This window comes from Rhodanobacter lycopersici, from assembly GCF_040812335.1.
GTDB lineage: Bacteria > Pseudomonadota > Gammaproteobacteria > Xanthomonadales > Rhodanobacteraceae > Rhodanobacter_A > Rhodanobacter_A lycopersici.
In genome coordinates, this window is record NZ_JBFOHK010000001.1 from 250,810 (window position 1) to 270,055 (window position 19,246).

General features: G+C 68.6%; 22 protein-coding genes. 15 read left to right on the top strand and 7 right to left on the bottom strand.

The window, feature by feature from the left end:
- The first annotated feature begins 3 nt into the window (after positions 1 to 3).
- The 6 genes from ABQJ54_RS01140 (at position 4) to fabB (ending at position 5,666) form a co-directional block, all read left to right on the top strand.
- Complete coding sequence (locus ABQJ54_RS01140; RefSeq protein WP_367852445.1) at positions 4 to 393, top strand: putative zinc-binding protein; 390 nt, start codon at positions 4 to 6, stop codon at positions 391 to 393.
- The gene (gene ubiT / locus ABQJ54_RS01145; protein WP_367852446.1) at positions 383 to 1,222 is read left to right on the top strand and encodes a ubiquinone anaerobic biosynthesis accessory factor UbiT; all 840 of its coding nucleotides are present in this window, start codon (positions 383 to 385) and stop codon (positions 1,220 to 1,222) included. The genes ABQJ54_RS01140 and ubiT overlap by 11 nt, the downstream gene beginning before the upstream one ends.
- Positions 1,223 to 1,261: 39 nt before the next feature.
- Positions 1,262 to 2,287, top strand: a complete 1,026-nt coding sequence (gene nadA / locus ABQJ54_RS01150; protein ID WP_367852447.1) for a quinolinate synthase NadA — start codon at positions 1,262 to 1,264, stop codon at positions 2,285 to 2,287.
- Positions 2,272 to 3,729 (top strand): L-aspartate oxidase, encoded by a 1,458-nt coding sequence (locus ABQJ54_RS01155; protein WP_367852448.1) that lies wholly within the window; start codon positions 2,272 to 2,274, stop codon positions 3,727 to 3,729. The genes nadA and ABQJ54_RS01155 overlap by 16 nt, the downstream gene beginning before the upstream one ends.
- 211 nt (positions 3,730 to 3,940) lie before the next feature.
- Entirely contained in the window at positions 3,941 to 4,456 is a 516-nt protein-coding gene (fabA, locus tag ABQJ54_RS01160) for a 3-hydroxyacyl-[acyl-carrier-protein] dehydratase FabA (RefSeq protein WP_367852449.1), read from the top strand.
- Between the two features lies 1 nt (position 4,457).
- Positions 4,458 to 5,666, top strand: coding sequence for a beta-ketoacyl-ACP synthase I (gene fabB / locus ABQJ54_RS01165; RefSeq protein WP_367852450.1), 1,209 nt, complete (start codon positions 4,458 to 4,460; stop codon positions 5,664 to 5,666).
- Between the two features lie 51 nt (positions 5,667 to 5,717).
- Here fabB and ABQJ54_RS01170 read toward each other — a convergent pair whose 3' ends face one another.
- Both ABQJ54_RS01170 and ubiU read right to left on the bottom strand, forming a co-directional pair.
- A complete protein-coding gene (locus ABQJ54_RS01170) occupies positions 5,718 to 6,590 on the bottom strand; it encodes a U32 family peptidase (RefSeq protein ID WP_367852451.1) in 873 nt (290 codons plus the stop codon).
- 13 nt (positions 6,591 to 6,603) lie between these two features.
- Entirely contained in the window at positions 6,604 to 7,602 is a 999-nt protein-coding gene (ubiU, locus tag ABQJ54_RS01175; RefSeq protein WP_367852452.1) for a ubiquinone anaerobic biosynthesis protein UbiU, read from the bottom strand.
- A gap of 157 nt (positions 7,603 to 7,759) precedes the next feature.
- Here ubiU and ABQJ54_RS01180 point away from each other — a divergent pair, with 157 nt between their 5' ends.
- The gene (locus tag ABQJ54_RS01180) at positions 7,760 to 8,239 is read left to right on the top strand and encodes a DnrO protein (RefSeq protein WP_367852453.1); all 480 of its coding nucleotides are present in this window, start codon (positions 7,760 to 7,762) and stop codon (positions 8,237 to 8,239) included.
- Between the two features lie 71 nt (positions 8,240 to 8,310).
- On the top strand, positions 8,311 to 8,610 hold the full coding sequence (locus tag ABQJ54_RS01185) for a hypothetical protein (RefSeq protein WP_367852454.1): 300 nt from the start codon (positions 8,311 to 8,313) through the stop codon (positions 8,608 to 8,610).
- A 75-nt stretch (positions 8,611 to 8,685) separates the two neighbouring features.
- On the opposite strand, the gene ABQJ54_RS01190 is transcribed toward ABQJ54_RS01185, so the two are convergent.
- The 4 genes from ABQJ54_RS01190 to azu all read right to left on the bottom strand — a co-directional run bounded on the left by ABQJ54_RS01190 (position 8,686) and on the right by azu (position 12,632).
- A complete protein-coding gene (locus ABQJ54_RS01190; protein WP_367852455.1) occupies positions 8,686 to 9,444 on the bottom strand; it encodes a prephenate dehydrogenase/arogenate dehydrogenase family protein in 759 nt (252 codons plus the stop codon).
- Positions 9,441 to 10,946, bottom strand: coding sequence for a UbiD family decarboxylase (locus ABQJ54_RS01195; RefSeq protein ID WP_367852456.1), 1,506 nt, complete (start codon positions 10,944 to 10,946; stop codon positions 9,441 to 9,443). Before ABQJ54_RS01195 ends, ABQJ54_RS01190 begins: the two co-directional genes overlap by 4 nt.
- A gap of 54 nt (positions 10,947 to 11,000) precedes the next feature.
- The gene (locus tag ABQJ54_RS01200) at positions 11,001 to 12,110 is read right to left on the bottom strand and encodes a PLP-dependent cysteine synthase family protein (RefSeq protein WP_367852457.1); all 1,110 of its coding nucleotides are present in this window, start codon (positions 12,108 to 12,110) and stop codon (positions 11,001 to 11,003) included.
- A 75-nt stretch (positions 12,111 to 12,185) separates the two neighbouring features.
- On the bottom strand, positions 12,186 to 12,632 hold the full coding sequence (gene azu, locus ABQJ54_RS01205; protein ID WP_367852458.1) for an azurin: 447 nt from the start codon (positions 12,630 to 12,632) through the stop codon (positions 12,186 to 12,188).
- A gap of 422 nt (positions 12,633 to 13,054) precedes the next feature.
- On the opposite strand from azu, the gene ABQJ54_RS01210 reads away from it, so the two are divergent.
- A complete protein-coding gene (locus tag ABQJ54_RS01210) occupies positions 13,055 to 14,281 on the top strand; it encodes an NRAMP family divalent metal transporter (RefSeq protein WP_367852459.1) in 1,227 nt (408 codons plus the stop codon).
- Positions 14,282 to 14,490: 209 nt separating this feature from the next.
- Here ABQJ54_RS01210 and ABQJ54_RS01215 read toward each other — a convergent pair whose 3' ends face one another.
- Positions 14,491 to 15,393 carry a LysR family transcriptional regulator gene (locus ABQJ54_RS01215; RefSeq protein WP_367852460.1) on the bottom strand — a complete coding sequence of 301 codons (903 nt, stop codon included), beginning with the start codon at positions 15,391 to 15,393 and terminating at the stop codon, positions 14,491 to 14,493.
- A gap of 142 nt (positions 15,394 to 15,535) precedes the next feature.
- Here ABQJ54_RS01215 and ABQJ54_RS01220 point away from each other — a divergent pair, with 142 nt between their 5' ends.
- The 6 genes from ABQJ54_RS01220 to ABQJ54_RS01245 are packed head-to-tail and all read left to right on the top strand — an operon-like array spanning position 15,536 to position 19,017.
- On the top strand, positions 15,536 to 15,949 hold the full coding sequence (locus tag ABQJ54_RS01220; protein ID WP_367853541.1) for a (R)-mandelonitrile lyase: 414 nt from the start codon (positions 15,536 to 15,538) through the stop codon (positions 15,947 to 15,949).
- Positions 15,950 to 15,968: 19 nt separating this feature from the next.
- Positions 15,969 to 16,196 (top strand): tautomerase family protein, encoded by a 228-nt coding sequence (locus tag ABQJ54_RS01225; RefSeq protein ID WP_367852461.1) that lies wholly within the window; start codon positions 15,969 to 15,971, stop codon positions 16,194 to 16,196.
- A 19-nt stretch (positions 16,197 to 16,215) separates the two neighbouring features.
- Positions 16,216 to 17,232 (top strand): zinc-dependent alcohol dehydrogenase family protein, encoded by a 1,017-nt coding sequence (locus ABQJ54_RS01230; RefSeq protein ID WP_367852462.1) that lies wholly within the window; start codon positions 16,216 to 16,218, stop codon positions 17,230 to 17,232.
- A gap of 39 nt (positions 17,233 to 17,271) precedes the next feature.
- Complete coding sequence (locus ABQJ54_RS01235; RefSeq protein WP_367852463.1) at positions 17,272 to 17,601, top strand: carboxymuconolactone decarboxylase family protein; 330 nt, start codon at positions 17,272 to 17,274, stop codon at positions 17,599 to 17,601.
- Entirely contained in the window at positions 17,598 to 17,975 is a 378-nt protein-coding gene (locus tag ABQJ54_RS01240) for a DUF2255 family protein (protein WP_367852464.1), read from the top strand. Before ABQJ54_RS01235 ends, ABQJ54_RS01240 begins: the two co-directional genes overlap by 4 nt.
- A 19-nt stretch (positions 17,976 to 17,994) precedes the next feature.
- Positions 17,995 to 19,017, top strand: coding sequence for an aldo/keto reductase (locus ABQJ54_RS01245; protein ID WP_367852465.1), 1,023 nt, complete (start codon positions 17,995 to 17,997; stop codon positions 19,015 to 19,017).
- Positions 19,018 to 19,246 lie beyond the last annotated feature (229 nt).

Consider the following 19,246-nt stretch of genomic DNA (forward strand, 5'->3'; position numbering starts at 1 on the left):
TCGATGAGTCACGATTTGCCACTGGTGTATTCCTGTTCAGGCTGCTCCAGCGCGGCGCAGATGGCCAACTATCTCGCGTTGCGGCTGGACCGCGCCGGCGCCGCGGAGATGTCCTGCATCGCCGGCGTGGGGGGCGGCGTGACCGGCCTGGTGCGCACCGCGCAGGGCGGCCGGCGCATCCTCGCGCTGGACGGCTGCGTGCTGAAATGCGCCGCAGCCTGCCTCGCCAACGCGGGCGTGGTGGCCGACACCCACCTGGTGCTTTCCGACCATGGCGTGAAGAAGCGCAAGCACGCCGACTTCGATCCCGTCGAAGCGCGGCGCATCTATCAAGGCCACGTGCTTCCCGCCGCGCTGGCCCTGCATGCAGGAGGCATCGACGATGCGTGCTGAGCGTTTCGCACTGGCGCGCACCCGCGCCACCATCGATGCGGTGGACGACGGCATGTTGCTGCTGCTTGCGGCGCGCCGGCGTCTGGTGCGGTTGGCGGCGCGGCTCAAGCCAAGCGCCGGTCTGGTGGCTAGCGATCCCGCGCGTGAATCCGCCGTGCGCCAGCGTGGACAGCGGCTGGCACGACGACTCGACGTGCCTGCAGGCACCGCGGCGCATCTGTTCGACCTGATGATTGCCGATGCGCGGGCACAACAAGGCCTGTCGGATGACGCGGATCAAGGCGGGCAGGACAGGAGTCCCGTCATGCTCGACGGCATGAATCCGCCGAACGATCTTTCCCGTGCCGCACCGATGCTGCGCCTGCTGCCGCCGCCACGCCGGATCGCACCGCTGTTGCGTGTGCTGCCCGCGCGCTGGCAGCACGCCCTGCTGGAACGCGCGATGGCGCGTGTGCTCGCCGCTCCGATCGCCGACGGCGCGCTGGATTTCATGGCCGGCCGCCGGCTCGGCATCGAGGTGAGCGACCTCGGCCTGTGCTGGGTGCTGAGCCTGCGCGACGGGCGCCTGGTGGTGGTCGACGACCGGCCCGAAGCCAGCGTGCGCGGCAGCGCCACCGACCTGCTGCTGCTCGCCAGCCGGCTGGAAGACGCCGATACCCTGTTCTTCCAGCGCAACCTGGTGCTCACCGGCGACACCGAACTCGGCCTCACCGCACGCAACCTGCTCGACCGCCTGCCGTGGGAGTCGGTGCCGCTGGGCCTGCGCATCGCGCTGAACCGCGGCGCGCGTTTCGCACGCGCCGCGCGCGAAGCGCACCGGCAGCGCTGACGCAGCTCTCCCACTCTTTCCCTTCCGCCGCGGACCGCCATGCACGATCTCGCCGACCTGCCCGTGCCCGTGTGGCGCGACGATCTCGAAGCCGAGTACGCCGCGCTGGCCGCGCGCCTCGAACCGCTGGTGCCGTGCCTGGAGATCCCGCTGCACCTGCCGTGGATCGATGCCATCAACAAGCTGAAGAAGCAGCGCGGCGCGGTGATCATGGCGCACAGCTACCAGTCGCCGGAGATCTTCCACGGCGTGGCCGACGTCACCGGCGACTCGCTGGGCCTGGCGCAGGCCGCGCGCGATTGCGACGCCGGCCTGATCGTGGTGTGCGGCGTGCACTTCATGGCCGAGAGCGCCAAGATCCTCGCGCCGGACAAGACCGTGCTGATCCCGGATTTGGAGGCCGGCTGCTCGCTGGCCTCGTCGATCACCGCCGCCGACGTGCGCGCGCTCAAGGCGCGGCATCCCGGCGTGCCGGTGGTGAGCTACGCGAACACCTCGGCCGCGGTGAAGGCCGAGTCCGACGCCATCTGCACCTCGGCCAACGCGGTGCAGGTGGTGGAGGCCATGGGCACGCCGAAGGTGATCTTCCTGCCCGACGAGTTCCTCGGTCGCTACGTGGCCGGCCAGACCGACGTGGAGTTGGTCCTGTGGCACGGCCGCTGCGAGGTGCACGAGAGGTTCACCGCGCAGCAGGCGCGCCACGCGCGCGAGCAGTTCGACGCCAGGCTGGTGGCGCACCCCGAGTGTCCGCCCGAGGTGCTGGCCGAGGCCGACTTCGTGGGATCCACGACGGCCATGGGCAAATGGCTGGCGCGCAAGCAGCCGGCGCGGGTGGCGCTGATCACCGAGTGCTCGATGGCCGACAATCTCCGCGCACAGTTTCCGCGCACGCAGTTCATCAGGCCCTGCAACCTATGCCCGCACATGCAGCGCATCACGCTGCAGAACATCTACGCCGCGCTGCGCGACCTCAGGCACGCCATCGAGATCCCCGCCGACACCATCGCGGGTGCGCGCCGCGCGCTGGATCGCATGCTGGCGGTGGGCCGGTGCGAAGCCGCGTAAGGCGTGGCCGCCTGCCCATCGTGGTGATCGGCAGCGGCGTGGCCGGCATGGCCACGGCGCTGGCCGCCGCGCCCGCACCGGTACGCCTGCTTTGCCGTGCCAAGGATGGCAGCGGCAGTGCCAGCGCGTTGGCCCAGGGCGGCATCGCGGCCGCCTTGGATGAGGGTGATGGTGTCGAGGCGCATGTGCGCGACACGCTGGAGGCAGGCGCCCGCCACAACGACGTGGCCGCGGTGCGCTGGCTGTGCAAGGCGGCGCCGGCCACGGTGGCGTGGCTCGAAGCGCAGGGCGTGGCTTTCGACCACGGGCCCGATGGTTGCCTGCAATTCGGCCGCGAGGGTGGCCACGGCGCCTTCCGCATCGTGCACGCGGGCGGCGACGCCACGGGTGCGGCGCTGGTGCACGCGCTGCGCGCGAAGGTGCAGGCTGCGCCCCACGTGCAGTGGCGCCGCGGCGTGGACGCGGAGGCGCTGCTGCTGCGCGACGGCTGCGTGGCCGGCGTGCGCGTGCGCGACGCACGGGGCCGGCAGGAAGTGATCGAGGCCGCCGCGGTGGTGCTCGCCACCGGCGGCATAGGTGCCCTGTACGCGCACACCAGCAATCCGCCGGGTGCGGACGGTGCGGGCCTGGCGCTGGCGATGGCCGCGGGAGCGGCCACACGCGACCTGGAGTTCGTGCAGTTCCACCCTACCGCGCTCGCGGTGGATGGCCACAGCCTGCCGCTGCTCACCGAAGCGCTGCGCGGTGCCGGCGCAGGTCTCGTCGATGCTGCAGGCGAACCCTTGATGCGAGGCCTGCACTCACTCGGCGACCTCGCTCCGCGCGACGTGGTGGCGCGACGCGTGTGGCAGGCACGACAACAGGGCGGCGGAGCCTGGCTGGATGCCATGTCCATCCAGGGCGACTGGAGTATCCGCTTTCCCACGGTGCTGAAGGCTTGCCTGGCCCACGGACTGGATCCGCGACGCGAGCCGCTGCCGATCACCCCGGTGGCACATTTCCACATGGGCGGCGTGGCCACCGGCCTCGATGGCTGCAGCTCGCTGTCCGGCCTGTACGCAGTGGGCGAGGTGGCTTGCAACGGTGTGCATGGCGCCAACCGGCTGGCCAGCAATTCGCTGCTGGAGGCGGTGGCCGGCGGACGCCGGCTCGGCGCCGCACTGTCTGTGGCGACGCCCGTGGCCATGCAGGGCACGCATCGCTGGAGCGAGCGCGGCGCATCGTTGCCGCGGGAATACCTGCCCGCGCTGCGCGAACTGCTGTGGCGTGCGGCCGGACCGGTGCGCGAAGGCATGGCGCTGCGCGATGCATGGCGGGTGTGCACGGCAGCGGCCGCCGCCGGCTGGCAGATGCGCCTGGCCAAGGCACTGTTGCGCGCGATGCGCCGGCGCCGGCGCAGCCTGGGTGCGCACTGCCGCGAGGACCGGGGCTGCCCCATGTAGGGCAATACCCCAGACGCGCCGGCTTTCGCCGTTGCTTTGCGCAACCTTCTGCGCAGGACGCGCGGTTTTGCAGGCGGCCGTGGCAGCGGCGAGACCCGCGGCCGGGTATCCCATGCAGCGGATTCCGTACGCCGGCGTTGCGCTGACGTGGGTCAAGAAGCGCGGCCGCTGCGCCCCGCACACTGCCGAATCCCTGAACTGCGAGCGATCCATGACACGGCCCACCTCTTTCGATTTCCAGGCCTTGCTGGCTTGCAGCCGCGGCGAACTGTTCGGCGACGGCAATGCACGGCTGCCGGCGCCGCCGATGCTGATGTTCGACCGCATCACGAAGATTGCCGGGACGGGCGGTGCCTATGGCAAGGGCGAGATCCACGCCGAGCTCGATATCCATCCGCGGCTGTGGTTCTTCGACTGTCACTTCGAGGGCGATCCGGTGATGCCGGGCTGCTTGGGCCTGGACGCGATGTGGCAGCTCTCCGGTTTCTTCCTGCCCTGGCTGGGCGAGCCAGGCCGCGGCCGCGCGCTGGGCGTGGGCCAGGTGAAGTTCAGCGGCCAGGTGCTGCCCAGTGCGAAGCGGGTGCGCTACGAGATCGACATCCGCCGGGTGATGCGCGGCAAGCTGGCGCTGGTGATCGCCGACGGCAAGACCTTCGTCGACGACCGCCTGATCTACGTGGCCAGCGACATGCGCGTGGGCCTGTTCCAGTCCACGGAGGGTTTCTGACATGCGCCGCGTGGTGGTGACCGGCATGGGCATCGTGTCCTGCCTCGGCGACGTGGCGGACACGGTGACGCGCGCACTGCAGGAATTGAAGAGCGGTATCCGCGCGATCCCCGACTACGCCGCGCGCGGCCTGCGCAGCCAGGTGGCGGGTGAGCCGCAGGTGGATCTGGAGGCCGCGATCGACCGCAAGCTGCGCCGCTTCATGGGCGACGCGGCGGCCTACGCCTACCTCGCGATGCGCTCGGCCATCGCCGACGCCGGGCTGGCGCTGGAACAGGTGCGCCACCCGCGCACCGGCGTGGTGGCCGGTTCCGGCGGCGGCTCGGCGCAATGGCAGATCGAGACGGCCGACCTGCTGCGCGGCAAGGGCGTGCGCAAGGTGGGGCCGTTCATGGTGCCGCGTACGATGTGTTCCACCGTATCGGCCACGCTGGCCACCGCGTTCGGCATCCTCGGGCTGAGCTATTCCATCGCCGCCGCCTGCGCCACCTCGGCGCACTGCATCGGTGCGGCGGCCGAGCTGATCCGCCACGGCGCGCAGGACGTGGTGTTCGCCGGCGGCGGCGAGGAGGCGCACTGGGGCATGACCGCGCAGTTCGACGCGATGGGCGCGCTCTCCAGCAGCCGGAACGACACGCCGCAGGTCGCCTCGCGCCCCTACGACGCCGACCGCGACGGCTTCGTGATCGCCGGTGGTGGCGGCATGCTGGTGCTGGAGGACTACGAGCACGCGAAGGCGCGCGGCGCGCGCATCCACGCGGAACTCGTCGGCTACGGCGTCACCTCCGACGGCGCCGACATGGTGGCGCCTTCCGGCGAAGGCGCGGTGCGCTGCATGCGGATGGCGCTGGCCAACCTCGCACGCCCGGTCGACTACCTCAACACCCACGGCACCGCCACGCCGCTGGGCGATATCGTGGAGTTGCAGGCCGTGCGCGAGGTGTTCGGGCAGGCGATGCCGCCGCTCTCCTCGACCAAGGCGCTCACCGGCCACTCGCTGGGCGCGGCCAGCGTGCACGAGGCGATCTACAGCCTGCTGATGATGCGGGACGACTTCGTGGCCGGCTCGGCCAACATCGACGCGCTGGATCCGCGCGCCGAAGGCTTTCCCATACTGCGTGAGAGCCGCGAGGCGCGGCTGGCCACCGTGATGTCCAACAGCTTCGGCTTCGGCGGCACCAACGCCAGCCTGGTGTTCGCCAGGGTGTGAGTCGCCGCGGAATGGTTCCGGCTGCCCCGTGTGGAGCGGCCGGAACATCGCTCAGCCCGCCGCCTGCATCCCCGGTTCGCCATGCCAGTAGCCGTTGCGCGCGGCGATGCGCGGCGGTGGCTGCGGCGAACGGCGGGCGAGGTGGTAGTGGGCGACGATCTCGGCCATGCCCTCGGCCTGCGGATAGAGGCGCAGCACGTCCACGCCCAGCTCGCGCAGTCGCGGCAGTTCCGGCCCGAGGTCGGTGATCTCGTCGCCCTGGATCTGGATACCGTTGATGCGCAGGAAGGGTTTGCCCTCGCGGGTGGCCAGCGGCAGGCCGTCGGGGTAGTCGATGCAGCGGAAGCCGCACTGGTCCTTGGGCACGTCCAGCGCACGCGCGGTGAAGCAGCGCGCCGAGTACGACAGCGGCAGGCGGCCGTAGGCGATCACTTCCAGTTCCGGCATCGACAGGCCTGCGGCCAGCACCGCGTCGCGCAGCTCGCGGATCAGCACGTGGCCCTGTTCCACGCCGGGTACCCAGCGCACCAAGCCATCGTCCATCAGCAGCTGCAGCGCCGCGTGGTTGTACACGTTGAGCGTGGGGCCGGCCACGAAGGGCACGCCGCGTTCGCGGCACAGCTGCACGGCGGAGAGATCGTTGGCCTCGATCCAGCCCCGGCCTTCGGCGACGAGGCGCTTCAGCACGCCCAGCTCGGATTCGGCCTCGATCAGGGCGAGCGAGGAGAGCACCACCTGCTTGCCGCTTGCGGCCAGTTCCGCAGCCAGCGCGATCCAGTCGCCAGTGGATAGTTCGCGGCGCTTGCTGCACACCGTTTCGCCGAGGTAGACGATGTCGACCGGCCAGTCCGCCGCCGCGCGGTAGAAGGCATACGTGCGTTCGCGCGGCCAGAAGTATTGCAGCGGGCCCAGGCTGAGTTTCATCGGGTGGTTCATGTCAGTGCCAGTGACGGTGGTAGGGGCCGAGCGTGGTCTGGTGGCCTTCGGCGTGCTTCGTCAGCGCCTGCTGCCACGCCGGCTGCGCCGACCAGTCCCCGGGCGAGCTGCGGTAGCGGTCCAGTGCGTCGCGCCAGGTGCGAGTGACCGAGGCCACGTAGGCCATGCCACGCTGGCGGCCTTCGATCTTCAGCGCCGCCACGCCGGCCCGGGCCAGGCGCGGCAGGAGTTCCAGCGTGTTGAGGCTGGTGGGCTCTTCCAGCGCGTGGAAGGTTTCGCCGCCTACCTCGAAGCGGCCCTTGCACACGGTGGGATAGCCGGCGGGTTCGGCGGGTTCGAACCGGTCGATCAGCACCTCGTTGAGGCGCACGCTGCGGTGGCCGTCGTCGTGCTCGTCCCAGCGCACGAACTTCGCCGGCGAGCACACACCGTGGCGGTTCGGCGAGGCGCCGGTGACGTAGCTCGAAAGCTGGCAGCGTCCCTCGACCATGATGCACAGGCTGCCGAAGGCGAACACCTCCAGCGGCACCGGGCTGGTCTCGCACAGGCGTTCCACCTGCTGCACCGAGAGCACGCGCGGCAGCACCGCGCGGCTGATGCCGAAGCGCTCGTGCATGTAGCGCAGCGCGGGCGCGGTGGTGGCCGAGCCCTGCACGCTGAGATGCCGTGCCAGCGCGGGATGCGTGCGCGCTGCGTAGTCCAGCACCGCCAGTTCGGCCGCGATGATCGCGTCGCAGCCCAGCGCCGCGGCCTTGTCCACCGCCGCATGCCATTGCGGCAGCCGCGCGCTGTCCGGGTAGGTGTTCAGCGCGAGATAGACCTTGCGGCCGCGCGCATGCGCATGGGCGATGCCCTGCGCCAGCTCCGCGTCGGAAAAGTTGAGGCCGGGGAACGCGCGCGCATTGGTCTCGTTGCGCAAGCCGGCGTAAACCGCATCGGCGCCGGCGTCGACTGCCGCCTGCAGGGCCGGCAGGTTGCCGGCGGGACAGACCAGTTGCATGGGCGGCGCTCCGCGCGAGGAAGGTGCGCGCATCGTGGCTGCGACAAGCGGCCGCGCCCTTGACGCGGGTCAGTTTATCGTGGATCAAGCGGGCGGCCCGGATCGATCGCTAGCATCGATCCGACTGCGGCATCCGCTGCGGACTGGAGTGCGTCGCATGCGTCCGATGAAGCTTTCCCTTCCCTTGTGCGGCGTCCTCGCCGTGCTGGCGCTGGCGCCCGGCGCGGCCTTCGCGCAGCACGACCACGCCGCGCACGCACACGCCGCGGCGCCGGTGCCACCGCCCGCGCAGCGCTGGGCCGCCGACGCCACGCTGGGCACGGACATGGGACAGATCCACACCGTGCTGGAGCAGTTGCGCCATTACGAGATGGGCCACATGGACGCCACGCTGGCGCTGGACCGCGTAAGCGCGATCGAGGAGTCGGCCGCCGACATCTTCGCCAAGTGCAGGCTCGCACCCGAGCAGGACGCCGTGCTGCACGGCATGCTGGTGCCGCTGCTCGCCGCCGTGCGGAAGTTCAAGGCCGATCCCGCGGACATGGGCCAGCTCGCGGCGATGCGCGAAGCGGTGGCGGGATATCCGCGCTATTTCGAAGCGCCGGGCTGGACGGCGGAAACCGGGCACATGCACTGAATCGCTGATCCGGATCAAGCGTTCCGCCGTCGCCGCGGCGCACGCTGCCACCATCGAAACGGGCGACGCGCATGAACGACTACATCCAGGCCTGGCAATGCATAGGCTGCGGCAGAATCGAGGCACCGCAACCCTGCATCGGCGTGTGCAAGGACCGCAAGGTGTTCATGGTGGGCAAGGACGAGCACGAGCACGCGCTGGCTGCGAACACCGCACTGCAGGCGCAGCTGGAACGCGCACATGCCATGCTGCTGCGCTTCGGCCAGGCCGAACCCAAGCCCGGGCAGTGGGAAAGCTCATGGCACGCCCTGCAGGCGCAGGTGCGCGAGGCGCTGGCGACGCTTGCGGATCCGGGTGGCTGGAAACCGTAGGAGCGCACCCTGTGCGCGAATGCTTTTGTTCCGATCGGCACCAGAGCATTCGCGCACAGGGTGCGCTCCTACGCCTCACGGTACCGATGGCGGGATCGCCAGGGCCTCATCGCTGGCGAGCAGCCGGCGATGGATCGCGTCGAGATGCTCCAGCAGTTCGGCGCGGGCCGACTCGGCATAGGGGTTCTCGCGCTGGATCGCGGCAAACAGGTGGCCGGCGTCGCCGCGCACCGCGGCGAGCATGTTGGCGAGGCCGAGGAAGGAGGGCGGCGCCATCGAAAGGTCGTCGCCCACGCCCATCTCCACCAGCGCGCGGGCGATGAAGAAGGCCAGTGCATGGGTCTTCGCCATCGCGCGGTCGTGCGCGGCGGCGTCCTGCGCGATCACCGTGCAGCCCAGCGCTTCGAACAGCGCCCGCGTGCGCCAGGCAGCTTGAGGATGGCGCGCGCTGGCGCACAGCACCGTGCGCAGCGGCTCGCCGCGGGCGAGGCTAAGCGGGCCGAACAGCGGGTGGGTGCCGGCGTGCGGGATCGCCGCGCCGAGGTGCTCGTCCAGCAGCGCACAGGGATGTTCTTTCACGCTGCCCACGTCGATCACGGTGTGCCGCGCTTCCAGCAAGGGGCGCAGTTCGCGCAGCGCCGGTTCCAGCTGCGGCACCGGCATCGCCAGCACCGCCCACTCGGCACCGGCGAGTGCGGCAGCCGGTGTGGCGCAGGCCAGGGCAGCGGGCACCTCGGCCTGCGGGTCGTGGATGCGCACGACATGGCCAGCGCGTTGCAACAGGTCGGCAAAGGCGTGGCCGAAACGGCCATAGCCGAACAGGGCGAAGATCATTGAAGATTCCGGCGGTCGGGCAGAGAGTCTGCCGCCGATTCTCGCAGCGAGCGCCACAGGGTATCCACCCGCGCCTCCACCGCGGCGTCGGGCGCGATCGGCATGCCCCAGGCGCGGCTGGTCTCGCCCGGCCACTTGTTGGTGGCGTCGATGCCGAGCTTGGAGCCGAGGCCCGCCACGGGGCTGGCGAAGTCGAGATAGTCGATCGGCGTGTTCTCCACCAGCAGAGTGTCGCGCGCGGGGTCGACGCGGGTGGCGATGGCCCAGATCACCTGCTTCCAGTCGCGCGCGTCGATATCGGCGTCCACCACGATCACGAACTTGGTGTAGGTGAACTGGCGCAGATACGACCACACGCCCATCATCACGCGCCGCGCATGGCCGGCGTACTGCTTGCGGATCGCCACCACGGCGATGCGGTAGGAGCAGGCCTCGGGCGGCAGGTGGAAGTCGGCGATCTCGGGAAACACCTTCTGCAGGATAGGCACGAACACCTCGTTCAGCGCCATCGCCAGTACCGAGGGCTCGTCGTGCGGCGCACGGCCCATGTAGCTGCCCTGATAGATCGCACCGCGGCGCAGGTGCATGCGCTCGATGGTGAGCACGGGGAAACGGTCCTGCGCGTTGTAGTAGCCGGTGTGGTCGCCGAACGGACCTTCCAGCGCGGTGTCGTCGGGATGGATGAAGCCTTCCAGCAGAATCTCCGCGCCGGCCGGCGCGTCCAGCCCGGTGAGCTCGCTGCGCCACAGCCGCGTGCGCTCGCCGCGCAGCAGGCCGGCGAATTCGTATTCGGAAAGCGTGTCGGGCACCGGCGCCACCGCGGCGAGCAGGGTGGCCGGGTCGGTGCCGATCGCCACCAGCACGGGGAAGGGCTCGCGCGGGCGATCCGTGCGCCAGTCGGCATGGTCCAGCGCACCGCCGCGATGCGGTAGCCAGCGCATGATCACGCGGTTCGGCGCTATCACCTGCTGGCGGTAGATCGCCACGTTCTGCCGGCGCTTGCGGCTGCCGCGGGTGACCACCAGGCCCAGCGTGACCAGCCGCCCGGCATCGCCCGGCCAGCAATGCTGGATGGGCAGGCGGGCGAGGTCGATGTCGCCGCACTCCACGGTTTCGTCCAGGAACGCGGCTCCGTCGACGTGGCGCGGCGCCACGTGGGCCAGCTGGGCCAGCTCCGGCCAGGTGGCCAGCGCCTGGCGCAGGTTGGCGGGCCAGCGTGGCTCCTTGATCGCGGCCAGCAACTGGCCCAGTTCGCGCAGGCTCGCCAGCGACCGCCCGGCCAGCGCCAGCTCGATGCGGCGGCGATGGCCGAACAGGTTGCCGAGGAAGGCATGGTTCGAACCGAGCGGCTGCTCGATCAGCAGGGCGGGTCCGCCTTCGTGCAGGGCGCGGTGGCACAGCGCCGTGGTTTCCAGATGGGGATCGACTGGCACCGGCACGCGCAGCAGTTGCTGCTGGCGTTCGAGCCGGTCGAGGAAGGAACGCAGGTCATGGTGGCTCATGGCACTAGGCTCGCCGCGTGCGGACATGCGCGCCTTGACGCCGGTCAGCCCGGATCAGTCCCGCAACGGCTGCCAGCGGCCGCTGGCGAGGCAACGCTGCAGCGCCTCGCGCGCGGGGACGAGCTCGATGTGGTGGTCGGCCAGCCACGCCGGGTCGAACAAGGTCTCCGCGTAACGCACGCCCGGATCGCACAGCAGGCTCACGATGCTGCCGCGCTCGCCGCGCGCGTGCATGGCCGCGGCCAGTTGCAGGCAGGCCACCAGGTTGGTGCCGGAGGAACCGCCGTAGCGGCGGCCGAGCAGATCTTCGAGCAGCCACGCGGCAGCGATCGACGCACTGTCGGGCACCTCGATCACCTGATCGACCACGTCGAACAGGAAACCCGGCTCCACGCGTGGGCGGCCGATGCCCTCGATCAGGGTCGGGTGGCGGGCAACGGCGGCGTGATTGCGGGTGCGCCAGCCTTCGGCAAAGCCGCAGCCCCCGGGCTCGGCCACGCACAGGCGGGTGTCCAGTCGCCGGTAACGCAGGTAGCGGCCGATGGTCGCCGAGGTGCCGCCGGTGCCGGCACCGCAGACGATCCAGGCCGGTACCGGCTGCGGTTCGCGCGCCATCTGCTGCAGGATCGATTCGGCGATGTTGTTGTTGCCGCGCCAGTCGGTGGCGCGTTCGGCGAGGCCGAACTGGTCGAGATGGCAGGCGCCGCGTGCGGCGTGTTCGGCAGCACGCGCATGCACCTGGGCCGGGTCCCCGACGAGGTCGCAGCGGCCGCCCAGCGCCTGCACGTCGCGGATCTTGCGCGGCGCGGTGCAGGCCGGCATCACCGCGGTGAAGGACAGGCCGAGCAGGCGTGCGAACCAGGCTTCGGAAATCGCGGTGCTGCCCGAAGAGGCGTCGACCACGGCCTGGCCTTCGCGCAGGCGGCCGTTGCACAGCGCGTAGAGGTAGAGCGAGCGGGCGAGGCGGTGCTTCAGGCTGCCGCTGGGGTGCGTCGACTCGTCCTTGAAGTAGAAGTCGATGCCGTCGAAACCCGGGAAGTTGAGCTTGAGCAGGTGGGTGTCGGCCGAGCGCGCGGCTTCCTGTGCCAGCATTTCCAGTGCGTCGTGCACCCAGCGGCGGGAGCTTTCGCGTAGCGGCGGAACCGCCGGCAAGATGCTTTCCATGGGGGCTCCGGCATGGTTCTGGCCGGCGTGTTTGCGCCGGCTGGGACGTTCGGGATGGCAGTCGCCCAGGCTGGCTTATTTGCCCAGGCTCAGCGTGCCGTTCATCAGCGCGGCATGGCCGGGGAAGGTACAGAAGTAGGCGTACTGCTCGCCGGCCTTGAGCCTGGCCACGTCGATCGTCGCGGTGTCGGACTGGCCGCCGCCGATCAGTCTGGTGTGGGCGATGATGCGCGTGTCGCCCGGCTTCTCGTAGCTGTTGGCGGCGCCGGCCGAGGCGCCGTCGGCGAGCACGCCGGCCTTGTCGGCGGCATGCGACAACACCCAGTTGTGGCCCATCGCGGCCACCGGCAACTTGCCGGTGTGCTTCAGCGTGACCTTGAAGCTCTTGCAGGCCTTGGGCACGGTGATGGACTTGACGTTGTACTGCATCGCATCGCTGGCCTCGACGGTGGCGGTGCACTCGGCGGCAAGCAACGGGCTGCAGGCAAAGCCGAGCAGGACGAGGGCAATCAGTCTGCGCATGGGTATCGCTCCTTGGGAAAAGTGGCCGGAGCGATTCTGCGAGCGTCGTTGCCGGGCAGCGCTGATCTGCGTCATGCGAATGCGGGATCAATCCGGGCGATCGTGCGGCACGGTGACGCGCCCGGCATTCGAACACCCTTCGCAGAGCTGCGAAGTCTGCGCATGCAGGCAAGCGCCGAATCACCTTGGCCGCCCGTCGCTGTTGCGCGGGTTGCTTACGACAAGTCGGGGCTTCATTCGTAGGCCCGGTGACGTGGTCATGACCTGGATCAGTGCAAGCGGCGTGGCTGCGGCTCGACAGTACGACAAGGAATCATTCTCACATCTGACCAGGGCAGGGCATGGACACGCAGGCAACCGGGAAGGCATTGCGCACCGGACAGGTTCCGGGGCATCCGCTTGCCGGCCCCGCAGGCGTGACGATGCGCAACAGGCCGCGCTGGCTGCGCTTTCTCGCGGTGGCGGGTCCGGGCATGGTGGTGATGCTGGCGGATACCGATGCGGGCAGCCTCATCACCGCGGCGCAGAGTGGTGCGGAATCGGGCTATCGCCTGCTGTTGCTGCAGGTGGTGATGGTGCCGATCCTGTTCATCGTGCAGGAGCTCACGGTGCGCCTGGGCATCTTCACGGGCCACGGGCACGGCTACGCGATCCGCCGGCACTTCGGGTGGTTCTGGGCCTGGGTGTCGGTGTCGACCCTGCTGCTTGCCTGCGCGGGTGCGCTGGTCACCGAACTGAGCGGCATCGCCGGCGTAGGCGCGCTGCTGGGCATTCCGACCTGGCTCAGCATGCTCATCGTGGTGGGCGGGCTCACCGCGATGGTGTGCAGCGGCTCCTACCTCACGGTGGAGCGCATCGCGCTGGCCATCGGCTTGTTCGAATGCGTGTTCCTCGTGGTGGCGTGGCTGGCGAAACCCGATCTGTCGGCGATGCTGACGCAGGCCGTGCAGGTACCGTTCGCCGACGGCCGCTACCTGTATCTGGTGGCCGCCAACATGGGCGCGGTCATCATGCCGTGGATGGTGTTCTACCAGCAGTCGTCGGTGGCAGAGAAGGGGCTGACCGCCGCCGACCTGAATGCCGCACGCTGGGATACCGCGATCGGTTCGGTGCTGACCCAGGCGGTGATGGCGGCGGTGCTGGTCGCCGCGGCGGCCACCATCGGACGTACGGAACCCGGCCGGTCGCTGGACACCGTGCAGCAGATCGTGGAGGCGCTGACGCCCTTCCTCGGCCGCTGGGCGGGCACGCTGATGTTCGCGCTGGGCATGATCGGCGCCTCGCTGGTGGCCGCCATCGTGGTGACGCTGACCGCGGCGCGTGCGCTGGGCGAGGTGATGGGTTTCGAGCACTCGCTGCGCCACCGGCCGCAGGAGGCGCCATGGTTCTACGGCGCCTATACCTTGATCCTGGTGCTGGGCGGCGTACTGGTCGCCTCGGGTACCGACCTGGTGGAGCTGAGCGTCGGCGTGCAGGTGATGAACGCACTGTTGCTGCCGATAGTGCTGGGCTTCCTGTTCCTGCTGGCCAGACGCGTACTGCCCGAGCCATATTGCCTCAGGGGCCCTTATGCGATCGTGGCAGGCACCATCATCGCGCTGACCGCCGGACTTGGCCTGTATGCCGGCATCGCCGGGTTGCTTGCGTAGCCAGGCACACGGCGGACCACCCGCAGGATGCCGCCGCGAGCCGCCAGCCAGTTCCGCAGGCGCATCAGCAGGACCTATACCGGCGGCGGGCGCTGGCTTCGCCGGATGTCTTTCAGGTAGGTATGCAGGCCTGCGCGGGAAATGCCGACGTGCAGCTGTATCGTACGCAGGCTGTGGCTCCGCCCCGCCAGGCAACTGCCAAGTGGATGTCAGGATCGAACCTGTTTCAGCTTCAGTGCCTCCAGCACCAGCGAGAAGGCGGGCGAAGGTTGGCGACGACTCGGGTAGTAGAGGTAGTAGCCGGGAAACGGCGGACACCAGTCCTCCAGCAGGCGGACCAGGCGACCTTGCTGCAGGTATGGCGAGACCTCGTCTTCGGGCAGGAAGGCTATGCCCATCCCATCCAGGGCGGCCTCGACGATGGGGGGCGAGGTGTTGAACGTGAGCTGCCCCTCGACGTGCACGTTCAGCGGGCGACCGCGACGTTCGAATTCCCACACGTACAGGCCGCCATAGGTCGGCAGCCGGAGATTGATGCAGCGGTGCGAGACCAGGTCTTCCGGCTTTGCCGGCGCCTGGCGCGAGGCGAGGTAATCCGGCGAGGCCACGGCCGCCATGCGCAGTGGCGGCCCGATCGGCACGGCGATCATGTCCTGGTCGATGCTCTCGCCCAGGCGCACGCCGGCATCGAAGCGGTCGGCGACGATGTCCCGGAAGCCATAGTTGACGTCGAACTCGATTTCGATGTCTGGGTATGCGTGGAGCAGGGGCGTGAGTTTCGGCAGCAATATCGTCCGCAGCACGAGGTCGCCGCAGGTGATGCGCACGGTTCCGGCAGGCTTGTCCCGCAACACGGTGAGGGCTTCCAGCTCGGCCTCGATGTCGTCGAAACGATGGCCAATGGCTTTCAACAGCCGTTCGCCCGCTTCGGTCGGCGACACGCTGCGTGTCGTGCGCGTGAGCAGACGGATGGCGAGCCGGTCTTCCAGTGCCCGCATGGTCTGGCTCAGGGCCGACTGGGTCACGCCCAGTTGCGCCGCGGCACGAGTGAAGCTGCCTTCGCGGGCGATGGTGACGAAGGCGAGCAGGTCGTTGAGGTTGCGTCTTGCCATGGCGCACTGTGGCACAGGTTATTTATTAGCCACACTTATATAGTCTTTAAGCATCCATTAGCTAGTCGCGAGGCCCGCTGCACGGGAAACTTTCGTGCATTCGACGAAAACCATTCCAGGTTCAGGAGTCCACGCCATGCAGATGCGCATCGACCGCAACGGTTCACGCCCCTCGGTGAAGGGGCCGGCCAGCTACTTCACCGGTGACGTCCGGGTCGATCCGTTCTTTGACCCTGCCGGCCCTGGCCGTACATCCGCCGCCCTGGTGACCTTCGAGCCGAGGGCGCGTTCGGCGTGGCATACGCACCCGTTGGGCCAACACCTGATCGTGGTCTCCGGATGCGGCTGGACGCAGTGCGAGGGCGGGCCGAAAAAGGAGATCCGCGCCGGCGATGTCGTGTTTTGCGACTGCGGCCAGAAACACTGGCACGGCGCCACCGACACGACGGCGATGAGCCATATCGCCGTGCAGGAATGGCTCGACGGATCGCCAGTCACCTGGCTTGAGCAGGTATCCGATGCCGATTACCTCGGCCCGGTCGAACCCGACCAATGACGGCCGGGGAGCGGGCGCCATGCCACACGTGATCGTCAAAGCCTGGCCGGGAAAGACCGAGCAGCAGAAGCAGGCGCTGACCGACCGCATCACCGTGGACGTCGTGGATGTCCTCGGCTACGGCGAGGAGTCGGTCTCGGTCGCGTTCGAGGAAGTGAATCCGCGCGACTGGGCGGCAAAGGTTTACCAGCAGGATATCCAGCAGGGGCAGGGCAAGCTCTACAAGAAGCCCGGCTACACGATGTGAAGACCCAGGAGATCGAACGATGCTAGCAACCGTCCTGCATGGCCCGCGCGATGTGCGTTACGAGCACGTCGAAGAGCCGAAAATCCTCAAGCCCACCGACGCCATCATCAAGCTGTCGGCCACATGCATCTGCGGGTCGGATCTGTGGCCTTACCGCGGGCTTCAGCCTATGGGTAGCCCCGCCCACATGGGCCACGAATACTGCGGCGTGGTCGTCGAAGTGGGCAGCGAAGTCAAAACCGTCAAACCGGGACAGTTCGTCGTCGGTTCGTTCTGCCTTTCCGACAACACCTGTCCGCATTGCCGGTACGGCTTTCAATCGTCCTGCGTGCAACGTGAATTCATGAGCGGCGCCCAGGCGCCCTATGCGCGGGTACCCTTGGCCGATGGCACGCTGGTGCCGACGGCTACCGTACCTTCCGATGATCTGATCCCGGGCCTATTGGCTGTTTCGGACGTACTGGGCACGGGCTGGTATGCCGCCGACGCCGCACGGGTCCAGCCGGGTTCGACCGTGGTGGTGGTCGGGGATGGTGCGGTCGGCCTCATGGGTGTACTTGCGTCCAGGCAGATGGGCGCCGGGCGAATCATCGCCATGAGCCGCCACAAGCAGCGGCAGGAGCTCGCGCTCGAATACGGTGCAACGGACATCGTGACCGAGCGTGGCGACGCCGGCGTGGCACAGATCCGGAATTTGACGAATAACATCGGCGCGGATTCGGTCCTCGAATGCGTAGGGACGCAGGAATCCATGCAACAGGCGATTCGGAGCGCACGCCCCGGCGCGATGATCGGCTATGTCGGCGTCCCGCACGGCGTCGAACTGGACGGGCAGTCGCTGTTCTTCTCGCAGACCGGGATGCTGGGTGGTCCCGCACCGGTGCGTCGTTTCCTTCCACACCTGATGGATCTGGTACTGAGCCGCACCATCAATCCGGGCAAGGTCTTCGATCTCGACCTGCCGCTGGCCGACGTGGCCGAGGGCTATCGCGCCATGGACGAGCGGCGCGCCATCAAGACCCTCTTGCGGGTCTAGTCCCGTGAAGCGAACGGATTGAATTCCAGGAGTCGCCCCATGAAAGAAGTACCCACCAACGCACGCAAGTCCTTCGGGGACATCGCTCCCCATCTGGCGGAGGTCACCGACAAGGTGCTGTTCGGGGATGTCTGGGAGCAGGCGGCCCTGTCGCCGCGCGACCGCAGCCTGGTGACGATCACCAGCCTCGTCTCGCTCTACCGCGTCAACGAGATGCCGTTCCACTTCAAGAAGGCCCTGGAGAACGGGGTGACGCGCGAAGAGATCATCGGCACGATCACGCATCTTGCCTTCTATGCTGGTTGGCCGCCCGCCATGACGGCGCTGCAGATCGCGCGCAAGGTTTTCGACGAGGCGGGCGACCCATGACGTCCTGGCCGGCGGAAACGCTCCGGCGGATCGCCGAAGCCGACGACCTCCACATGGCGCCGCTCCGGGACGACGGAGTCACTTTCGGCACGCCGACCTGGATCTGGTCGGTCGCGCTGGACGGCAATCTCTATGCGCGCGCCTACCACGGCCAGCGCTCCCGCTGGTACCAGGCGGCCCTTCGGCAAAAAGCCGGTCGCATCATCGCGGCCGGGTTGATCAGGGAGGCCAGCTTCGCGCCGGTCGAAGGTGCCGTCAACGACCGGATCGATGACGCCTACCGTGCCAAATATCACGGAAATCCCTATCTGGACTCGATGATCGGTGATCGCGCGCGTTCGGCGACGATCAAGGTCACGCCACGCGATCCATAATCCTTTGGAGGAACAACAGATGCAGACACGCACACTCGGAAAGAGCGGCCTCGAGGTTTCGGCGCTTGGCCTCGGCTGCATGGGTATCAGCTTCAGCTACGCCACCCAGCTCACCAGGGAGGAGGGCATTGCCCTGATCCGCGCAGCCGTGGAACGCGGCGTCACCTTCTTTGATACCGCTGAAGTCTACGGCCCGTTCACCAATGAAGAGGTTGTCGGCGAGGCCTTGCGGCCGTTCCGGGACCAGGTCGTCATCGCCACCAAGTTCGGCTTCGACATCGATTTCGACACACGCGAGAATCGCGGTGTAAGTAGCCGCCCGGAACGCATTCGACAGGCCGTCGAAGGTTCGCTGAAGCGTCTTGGCATGGACACCATCGACCTGCTTTACCAGCACCGCGTGGATCCCAACGTGCCGATCGAGGATGTGGCCGGCACCGTCAAGGAGCTGATCGCCGAAGGCAAGGTGAAGCAGTTCGGCATGTCGGAGCCCGGTGTCCAGACGCTGCGCCGAGCCCATGCCGTGCAGCCCGTCGCGGCGCTGCAGAACGAATATTCGCTCTGGTGGCGTGCACCGGAAACCAACGGCATCCTGCAGGCCTGCGACGAATTGGGCATCGGCTTCGTGCCCTACAGTCCACTGGGCAAGGGGTTCCTGACCGGCGCGATGGGCAAGGACACTCGGCTGGCGGATAACGATTTCCGGAGCAGCGTGCCCCGGTTCTCTCCCGAAGCCATGGAAAAGAACCAGGCTTTCGTCGATCTCCTGAAGCGCGTGGCCAGCGCGAAGGGGGCGACACCGGCGCAGATTGCACTCGCATGGCTCCTCGCACAGCGGCCTTACATCGTGCCGATCCCGGGCACGACCAAGCTGCATCGCCTGGAGGAGAACCTTGGTGCGGCCCGGATCGAGCTGACGCGCGACGATTTGAACGAGATCGCCGAGGCCGCCTCGCAGCTCCAGGCCGAGGGCGAGCGCTATGCGCCGCAGCAGTTGGCCATGGTGGGTCGAGAAGCACCACAGCTTACATCTGGGACCTAATCCGGATTGCCGGACCGCTGCACTGACAGCCAGCGGTGACGGTATGACGCTCCGGGTCACAGCCCGGAGCGTCCCATCACGGCGCCTCCTCATCCAAGGTTTGCCCCGGCGAGGGTATGAGGGTCAGCGCGACGTCATCCCGGGCTCAGGGCCGGAATACTGACTGGCACGAGCCTTGCGGACATGCTCCCTCAAATGGCCCGTGAGCCTTAGCGTGCGACATCCAGGG